Origin of the sequence: Pontiella sp. (assembly GCF_041622395.1) — a bacterium.
GTDB lineage: Bacteria > Verrucomicrobiota > Kiritimatiellia > Kiritimatiellales > Pontiellaceae > Pontiella.
Genome location: NZ_JBFJYW010000223.1, coordinates 1 through 6,620 on the forward strand (window position 1 = coordinate 1; position 6,620 = coordinate 6,620).

8 protein-coding genes are annotated in these 6,620 nt (G+C 60.3%); 4 read left to right on the plus strand and 4 right to left on the minus strand.

The features are described 5' to 3' along the window. Positions 1 to 208: 208 nt before the first annotated feature. From ABYO54_RS12435 to ABYO54_RS12450, 4 genes are all read right to left on the minus strand, one after another. Positions 209 to 430 (minus strand): DUF3820 family protein, encoded by a 222-nt coding sequence (locus tag ABYO54_RS12435; RefSeq protein WP_372808574.1) that lies wholly within the window; start codon positions 428 to 430, stop codon positions 209 to 211. Between the two features lie 46 nt (positions 431 to 476). Next, positions 477 to 1,643: an alkaline phosphatase family protein gene (locus tag ABYO54_RS12440; RefSeq protein WP_372808575.1), complete on the minus strand. Its 1,167-nt coding sequence runs from the start codon at positions 1,641 to 1,643 to the stop codon at positions 477 to 479. A gap of 67 nt (positions 1,644 to 1,710) precedes the next feature. Continuing rightward, entirely contained in the window at positions 1,711 to 2,679 is a 969-nt protein-coding gene (locus ABYO54_RS12445) for a hypothetical protein (RefSeq protein ID WP_372808576.1), read from the minus strand. A gap of 59 nt (positions 2,680 to 2,738) precedes the next feature. Beyond that, positions 2,739 to 3,857 (minus strand): DUF418 domain-containing protein, encoded by a 1,119-nt coding sequence (locus tag ABYO54_RS12450; RefSeq protein WP_372808577.1) that lies wholly within the window; start codon positions 3,855 to 3,857, stop codon positions 2,739 to 2,741. A gap of 213 nt (positions 3,858 to 4,070) precedes the next feature. On the opposite strand from ABYO54_RS12450, the gene ABYO54_RS12455 reads away from it, so the two are divergent. The 4 genes from ABYO54_RS12455 to ABYO54_RS12470 all read left to right on the plus strand — a co-directional run bounded on the left by ABYO54_RS12455 (position 4,071) and on the right by ABYO54_RS12470 (position 6,376). Continuing rightward, a complete protein-coding gene (locus ABYO54_RS12455) occupies positions 4,071 to 4,745 on the plus strand; it encodes a CsgG/HfaB family protein (RefSeq protein ID WP_372808578.1) in 675 nt (224 codons plus the stop codon). A gap of 2 nt (positions 4,746 to 4,747) precedes the next feature. Continuing rightward, positions 4,748 to 5,320, plus strand: coding sequence for a hypothetical protein (locus ABYO54_RS12460; RefSeq protein ID WP_372808579.1), 573 nt, complete (start codon positions 4,748 to 4,750; stop codon positions 5,318 to 5,320). Then, positions 5,320 to 5,985, plus strand: a complete 666-nt coding sequence (locus ABYO54_RS12465) for a GNA1162 family protein (protein ID WP_372808580.1) — start codon at positions 5,320 to 5,322, stop codon at positions 5,983 to 5,985. The genes ABYO54_RS12460 and ABYO54_RS12465 overlap by 1 nt, the downstream gene beginning before the upstream one ends. 106 nt (positions 5,986 to 6,091) lie before the next feature. Further along, on the plus strand, positions 6,092 to 6,376 hold the full coding sequence (locus ABYO54_RS12470; RefSeq protein ID WP_372808581.1) for a hypothetical protein: 285 nt from the start codon (positions 6,092 to 6,094) through the stop codon (positions 6,374 to 6,376). Positions 6,377 to 6,620: the final 244 nt, after the last annotated feature.

A 6,620-nucleotide genomic window follows, 5' to 3' on the forward strand; every position in this document is an offset into this window, starting at 1 on the left:
ACGGATTTCGAGCAAGGACACCTTGATGCTGTCCATGTGTTCCCCCAGCAAGCGGAGGTCGATGGGCGTCGCAACCACCTCGGCGAGAATCGGTTTTTTCTTTAAAAATTTCCGTAACATACGACACAGCGCCTTTTTCTAACCACAATTTGTTTTATTTAAATCACGCCGGGGCCAGAAAGTAAAGAACGATTCCCGCCGCCCGCATCTAGCGCAAGCGGTCGAAGAGGTGTTCGAGGCCGTTGGCTTTGATGACGTAGACGGTTTCGAGCTGCTTGCCGAGCTTACCGCCCGGAAAGCCCTTTTGCTTGAACCAGACGACGTAGGGCTCCGGCAGATCGATGAGCAACCGGCCTTGGTATTTGCCGAACGGCATGCGGGCTTCGGCGAGTTCGAGCAGCTGTTTGGGGTCTGGCGTCAGTTCTTCCATGGCGCGAGACGATCGAGGATTGATCCGGGATTGTAAACCGTATTTCTCACGGCTCGCAACTTAGGCCCAGTTCGTCGAGCATGAGCCGGTGGATGTGCTGGATCTTTCCGATGGATTCGGGGATGGGCTTGTTCGATGAAATCGAGGCGAGCGAGTCGGGGTCGGCGGGGTGGTAGCCATGCATGCCCTGGCAGGCCTTCACGCCCATGAAACTGGGCACGATCTGAATGCCGGAATCCATGAGAAAGACCAAGTCGCCGTACTGTCCGTCGTCGAACCAGACGCCGAACGCCTTGAGTTCTTCTTCCGAGAGCAACGTTCCTTTGGCGTGGGCCTTCAGGCATTCGGAGATCGGCCGGCGGGCGGTTTCATCGAGAATCCAGAAGCGGGCCATGGTGGAATCGTAGAAGGCGGCATACTCCTTGTTCCATTCCAGGCCGAGCGCTTCGATGTCGGCGATGAGGTTGTATTCCTCAACCACATTGTGCATGCCGTGGTCGGTGATGAGATACCACGACACCGCTTCATAGTTGTCCTCCGCGGCGGCGAGCAGGGCGCGGATTTGGCCGTCGTACCACTGCATCAGGTCGCCAATTTCCGGGTGGTCGTTCCCTTTGGCGTGCATAAGTGCGTCGAGCTTGCCGAGCGAGCAGTAGGCAAAGTCGATGGACTGTTGCTGGATGCGCGCCATAAGGCGCTCGATCCGGATTTCGTCGGGGACGTCGCTGTCGTGGGTGCAGAAGGCGAGGCGTTCGTTGGCCATGCGGTCGAAGATCGATTCGCCGCGCGGCAGGCCGCCCGGTTCCCAGATGCGTTTTTGCTCGGCATAGTTGAACAGGTGCAGCTCCTTGAACGGGACGGCGTAGAGCTGGAAATAGCCCGTAAAACCGCAGCGTTGCTTGATGCCCTTGCTCAGTTGGTTGCGCACGCGGCCGCGCTGGAAAATCGAATCGGGCAGGTGCGCGAGGGGGCGCGTCCATTTGAAGGGCGAGCCGTCCGGGTCGTAGTAGTAGGACGACCACAGCCCGTGCTCGGCGGGCGTCAGGCCGGAGATGATCGAAGGGTCGCACGCGGAGGAGTAGCCCAGAATCGTATCGAGCGGCCTGCTGTCGGCAATCCGTCCGTCCAGGAAATCCGGATGGCGTTGCTTCACCGCCCAGCCAAAGGCGTCGATGAAGAGGAAGAGCGTGAGCTTTTTTTTTCTTCTATTCATTATGCGTTCCTTGGCGGGCAGAGCTACACCGAATCATTTCGTCGGATTCCCATGTTGAAAAGCGGCATCAGGAAAACCTCCGCTGGAGTTCATAGAACCGTTCCGCCGGCATGCCGGGTTTGTTTTGCAGCAAATCGACAATGGCATCGTAAAGTTTTTCGCGCGGATGCTCCGGATTGGGCCGCCGGCTCCATTTGAGGTTCAGCAGCCGGTTTTTCAGCGGCGATCCCTCGATCCCGGAAGCTTGCCGCCGATACCACGGCAGGAAGCGCAGGAATACGCCGCGCACCGCCTCGAACTCCGCCGCAACGTCAAAGTCGCCGAGCGCGTGGTAGTCGCCCCATTCCTTCAATTCGATCGCCCGGCGGTAGCCCGCGACGACAAACGCGCGGTCGGGGCAGGGCCCGATGGCGGGGTGGCGTTGCTTCTTCACGGCGTAGGAAAGGTCGTATGCCCCGGCGGCCAACAACGCGGCATCGCCGAACGCCAGCAGCACCTTGTGGATGAACTTGATGAAGCGGATGCGCTCCTCCTCGGAAAGCGGTGCCGGGTTTTCGAGCCTTTGCTGGAGGTCGAGCAGCAGCTTGCCGCGGTTGAGCAGCAGGCGGGTGCCTTCGGAGAGCGGCACCTGGAAGTCGGGCATGCCATCGAGAAGATCCGGCCGGCCCCACACCACCCGGTGGCCATGCTTCATTTCATAGTCGAGCAGCGACGGCGCACACTTGCGCAAGTGTGCGCAGGAATAGGGGCAGAGATCGACCGCAATCCCCAGTTCGGCACTCAGCTGCCTTTCGAGGGTTTGGAACACCCGCCGGGCGGCCGATGTTGCGCGCCCGACGACCACGACCAGATCGTAGTCGTTGAACGGCGACTGCGAGCCGTCGGCGTTGATGAAGGGCGTGCCTTCGCCGCGGCCGTAGCCGCCGAGCAGGATGCCGGCGCGGCAATGCGGCGCGGCCACCTCGGCGATGCGCCGCAGGTGTTCGTCGATCGTTTGATCGAGCGCATCCGATCCGCGTAGGGTGTATTTAGCCATTGCCGGTTGCTTCCTTGCTTCAATGCGAGCAGGCATCGTGCAGGAAAAGCGGCGGCGGATCAAGAGCGCGTCGGCTCGGCGAGCCGCCGGATGACGATTTCCAGCGGGCCGCGGTCGAAGAAGCGGTGCCAGGCCACGATCAGCAGAAGCGTCGCCAGGATGGCGCCGGCGCCCATGGGCAGCGTGATCCATAGGCTATAGCCCGTGCAGTCCAGATAGATGAGCGGGACGAGGAAGAGGAACACGTGGCCGATGTAGATGCTCAGCGCGCATTGCCCGAAAACAAGCCAAGGCTTCAGCCCGCGCGAATCGCCCAGTCGATCGGCCACCCCGAGGCAGAGCGCGATCATGAAAACGGCGGCGCCGCCCGATTGGATGACGAAGAACGGGGTGGGGGGCAGGCATTCGCGGCCAAACAGGGCGTAGGAGAATTCGTACGGCATGCCGAGCATCCCGGGCCCGATGCGGTTCGTCAGCAGCCAGGAGGCGCCCGTGGCGGCAACCGCGATTCCGCCGCCCCAAAGCATACCGTTGCGGCGAACGCTGCGGCTGCCCAGATCCAGCCGTCCCAGCCAAATGCCGAGCAGCATGAAACCCAGCCACGGGAAAAGCGGGAACCAGCCGTTGAATACGATGCTGCGCAGGAACCCTTTCGCGGTCCAGAAATCGGCGTAGACCAAGGCATCCCAGTCCCATCCCGCATCGTATGCCCACCCCGGATGGTTGTTGAAGAGTAGAAACATGGCGAGGAAGCCCGCGTTCAATAGCAACGTAAGCATCCACAGCCAGCGCGACGGGGCGAAGAGCAGCAAGGTGCCGATGCTGATGAAAATCCCGTAGCAGTGCAGGATGTCGCCGTCCCAGGCTTGATGGAAGAGCAGTCCCGCCCCGAATAAAACGATCGCCCGCCGGAACAACGCCTTGCACACGGTCCGCCGCGCCTCGTCGGTGCCGGAGATCCGCGCGCGCCGGGACATCAGCGACATGCCGATGCCCGCGAGGATCACGAAGGCGACGGCGGCGCGCCCTTCGAGCTGGCCGTCCAGCCAGACCAGCCAATCCGGCCCGGTGTAGGGAATTGTTCCGGCGATCTCGTTGAAGTGGATGAGCATCATGCCCATGATGGCGACCGCCCGGGCGAGATCGATGCCGTGCAGCCGTGTCGATGTAGTGGCCATAAGGTTCCTTCGCAATTTAATCCACAATGCCACGCGGAGGGCCAGGGAAACGAGTGCAATTTCAAACCATAACGACGGCGGGCCGACTCAAGATGTTGAATTGAGAAAGAACGCGTTCCGCGGCAATTTATCGTTGCGTCGCTATGCCGAAAGGAGTGAACTTCCGTCTAACGAAGTTGCTTGTAGTGTATGGCTCATGGGAGGAACCCAACTATGAAATCGCATCTCTTATTAAGCACGGTTGCCGGGGGTATGTCATTGCTCCTGATCGCGGGTTGCTATTCATCGAAAATCACCAAGGAAGAAGAGGCCGTTACGCCCGGTTGGTCGAGTGCTCGTCCGCCGCTGCCTCTTGCCGAGCGCAAGAAAATCGCGGTGCTGGATTTCGAAGACCAGACCGATTATGGATCGGGGCGGATCGGGCGCAGCGCCGCCAGCGTGCTGACGACCTATCTGGATCGATCGGGGCAGTTTTCGTTGTACGAGCGCGAAAAGCTCAACCGCATCGTGGAAGAGCAGAAGCTGACGGGCAATGCCGTTGGCGCAGAGGTTGCCGCGTCCGTCGGAAAAAGGGCCGGCCTGGACTTCGTGGTGATCGGCACCGTATCGAGCTTCGGCTACAAGACCGTCCGCAGCCAGGCCATCATCTTCGGATCGAAAGTGAAGCGGCAGGCCGAGGCGACCGTTGACGTTCGCCTGGTGGAGGTGGCGACGGGGCGGATCATCGCGGCGGAAAGCGGCCGCGGCATTGCGCAAGCCACCAGCGGCAAGGTGCTGGGCGTTGGAACCTCGGCGGGCTACGACGAAACGATGGCCGGCAACGCCTTGCGGGCTGCCATCAGCAAGTTCGCGGACAAGCTGATCGACCAGAGTCTGGATAAAAGGTGACCATGAAAACGACACTCGGGAAAGCAGCGTGGCCTTTCGTTCCTTTGACGATCCTCCTGCTTTCGGCCGGTTGCGCCACGCAAAAATATTCCGCCGCACGCTACCAAGCGGCGCAGCACCGGTTCGGAGCCATCGCGCTCCCGGCGCATAAAAAGCTCTATCTTTGCCCGACCATCGACCGGATCGATCCGCGATGCCGCAAGACGCTCGACCCTTCGTTTACCCCGTGGACCCACGCCACGGATGCGTTTGAGCAGGAGCTGAAAAGTTCCGGTCTCGTTCCGGCCCGTCCGGGCTTTGCATTCGGCCCCAGCTTCGACAGCCTCAAACAGGTGGTCGCCGAAAAAGCGGACAAGTCCGAAAACGCGGTATATCTCGGGACCGAACTGCTGTGGCTCTCCTTGCGGCAGTGGACCGTCGACGCCGTGCTGCTGTCGCCCTCCGGACAGGTGCTTTTTGAAAAACGCGGCATTTGCGTGATCTATGGCGGAGCGGACGTCGATGCCCAGACCGTCACGCACATGGCCATTCGCCAGATTCTCGCCGATCCAAAATTCAAACAGGCGCTTCTATAATGAAAAAGCATCTCGCAAACGCACTTCCGCCATTCGCGCTGCTGCTGGGGGCGCTGCTGTTGATCGCCACGGGCTGTTCTTCAAACAAGACGCCGTGGTGCTACTATTTCCAGCGCGCCCCGATCCGCGTGCTCATCATGCCGAGCACCAACAGAACGGAACATCCCGACGCTTCGATCATCTTCAACCAGGCGTGCCAGGCCGCCCTCGAAAAGAAAGGGTTCGAGGTGATCAGCGCCGACAAGGTCGTCGCCTATGCGTCGGCCGAAGGCTTGCTGCTGCGCGATATTGCCGAGTTCAAGGCCAGCCGGATCGGCCGCGATCTCGGAGCCGACATGGTGCTCTATTCGGACATCAACACGTGGGAATCAACCTATGTGCTGCTGAATACGCAAGTGACCGTCGCCGGGACGAGCCGGCTGATGGAAACAACCACCGATGCCCTGATCTGGAACTTTACGTGGACCCTCAAAAAAGATTCCAACAGCGGAAACAACAATGGGCTGATCGGTATGCTGGTCGGTGCCGCCGTCGATGCCGTGGCCAATTCCATGTTCGATGCGGTAACCGGCCTGGGCCAGCAGGCCGCAACGGCAACCGTCGATTCCCTGCCGCAGCCGGGCTTTGCGCCCAAGGGTTCCATGCCCAAGTCCACCCCGCACTAGGCCCCGCAACGCTGGTGGCCCGCTGGCTGTTCCGTAGCGCCGGATTCCGATCCGGCGTCTTCCGCCAACCCGATATGGAAACCGGGGCCACGGTATAGGCAGAAAAATGAACGGCAGAAAGATGCTTGGCGGGCTAAAATCGTTGGAGAAAATTGGCGGGTTTGAAAGGTTCCTGTCTTCCGCAACGGTCTTGATCGGCGGCGGGCAGGTAGAAGATTTTTGGGTAAAAAATGATCACGCGGATATTGGATTTTTTACCCCGCATCTTTCACCTGAAAGCATACGGAGTCGTTCCGACAAAATGATGCGGTGCGGGAGAAGGATGGGCGGAAAAATCGGCGTGGTCGACGCTCTCAAGCCTCCGGCAGTGGGTATCCACCCATCGCCGTGACGGAGTTGCGGCGGATTATAGGGCCGAAACGGTTGACGAAGGAGACCTTTCAGCCGTTCGATGAATCGGGGCCGAAGCGGCCCGCCGGCTGTTCCGTAGCGCCGGATTCCGATCCGGTGTTTTCCGCCAACCCGGTACGGAAGCCGGGGCCACGGTATAGGCAGAAAAATGAACGGCAGAAAGATGCTTGGCGGGCTAAAATCGTTGGAGAAAATTGGCGGGTTTGAAAGGTTCCTGTCTTCCG